The sequence below is a fragment of the Mycobacterium sp. genome (assembly GCF_049280035.1).
Classification (GTDB): domain Bacteria; phylum Actinomycetota; class Actinomycetes; order Mycobacteriales; family Mycobacteriaceae; genus Mycobacterium.
On record NZ_JBAPPI010000590.1, the window covers coordinates 1 to 1,520 of the forward strand.

Sequence of the window (1,520 nt, forward strand, 5' to 3'; positions counted from 1 at the left end):
TACCGCGCGATGGCCGGCACGCACGAGAACAACACCACCTCGATGCTGGCCCGCGACCAAGCCGAAGGCGCCAAATGGGGCGGCTAGTAAATGGCTGCTCAACCTAACGCCGTCGAGCTCACCGTCGAGCAGGCGTGGTTTATCGCCGAAACCGTTGGGGCGGGGACGTTCCCATGGGTGTTGGCGATTACCACGCCCTACACCGACGCCGCTGAGCGCGGCGCGTTCCTCGATCGGCAGGCCGCCGAGCTGACCCGGATGGGCATGATGTCGCAGGGCGGTGCGGTCAACCCGGCAGTCGCCGACTGGGTCCGGCAGGTGTGCTTCCCGGACCGCTGGCTGGATCTGCGTTACGTAGGGTCCGGCGCAATATCCGGCGCTGACGAGCTGCTGCGCGGGATTATCGTGCGGCGCGGCGACGAAACCCGCGAAACCCCTAAAACCGTAGTGGCGCTGCGTAACGCGCAGCTGGTGACGTTCACGGCGATGAACGTCCACGATGCTCGCGCGCTGGTGTCGGTGCTCGGGGTTGGGTTGGCGCAACGTCCACCGGCGCAATTTGATGAATTCAGCCTGCCTGCCCGAGTGGGCGCACGGGCTGACGAGCGGCTGCGGAACGGCGCGTCGCTGACCGAAGTCGTTGATTACCTGGGTATCCCACGATCGGCGCGCCCGGTGGTCGAGTCGGTGTTCACCGGTCCGCGCAGCTACGTTGAGATCGTCGCGGGCTGCCGCCATGACGGGCAGTACGCCAGCACCGAGGTCGGGGTGAGCATCGTCGACACCACCACAGGCAGAGTGCTGGTCAGCCCGTCGCGTGCCTTCGACGGCGAATGGATATCGACGTTTCGCCCCGGAACCCCGTTCGCGATCGCCGTCGCCGTCGAGCAGCTCACCTCTGAATTGCCGGATGGCGACTGGTTCCCCAGTAACCGGGTGTCCCGAGATTTCAGCACACAGTCGAGTTAACGAGCCGTCCGAGCGTTTCAAGAACTAGCGCTGTCCACCAAGAGAAAGAGAAGCTATGTCCTACCAAGCGGACCCCCAAAGCCTGAGGAGCCGGTGATGTCCAGCGCTGTGATGCCCATAGTGCGGGTCGCCATCCTTGCTGACAGTCGGCTGACCGAGATGGCGCTGCCCGCAGAGCTGCCGCTGCGCGAAATCCTGCCGGCGGTGGAGCGTTTGGTGGTTCCCGCCACCCCAGACGGCGAGGTGGATGGGGCTGATAACGGCTCGGTCACCCCCGCTCGGCTCAGCCTTGCTCCGATCGGCGGGGCGCCGTTCAGCCTCGACGCCAGTCTGGACACCGTCGGCGTTGTCGATGGTGATCTGCTGGCGTTGCAGCCGATCCCCGCCGGGTCGGCCGCGCCCGGCATAGTCGAAGACATCGCCGACGCGGCGGTGATCTTCTCCACGGCCCGGCTGAAGCCCTGGGGCAGCAGCCACATCCAGCGTGGCGCACTGGCCGCTGCTGTTGGATTAGTCTGGGCAGCAACCGGTCTGGCGGTTACCCACCGAGT

At 66.0% G+C, this 1,520-nt stretch carries 2 protein-coding genes and 1 pseudogene; all 3 read left to right on the forward strand.

Features of this window, described 5'->3' with window-relative positions; translation table 11 throughout:
* A pseudogene (locus tag WAN71_RS19255) lies at positions 1-87 on the forward strand (WXG100 family type VII secretion target); the annotation flags it as partial.
* A gap of 3 nt (positions 88-90) precedes the next feature.
* Positions 91-969: an ESX secretion-associated protein EspG gene (locus WAN71_RS19260; protein ID WP_422226860.1), complete on the forward strand. Its 879-nt coding sequence runs from the start codon at positions 91-93 to the stop codon at positions 967-969.
* A 96-nt stretch (positions 970-1,065) separates the two neighbouring features.
* The coding region (eccD, locus tag WAN71_RS19265; protein WP_422226861.1) for a type VII secretion integral membrane protein EccD at positions 1,066-1,520 on the forward strand (455 nt) is incomplete at its 3' end.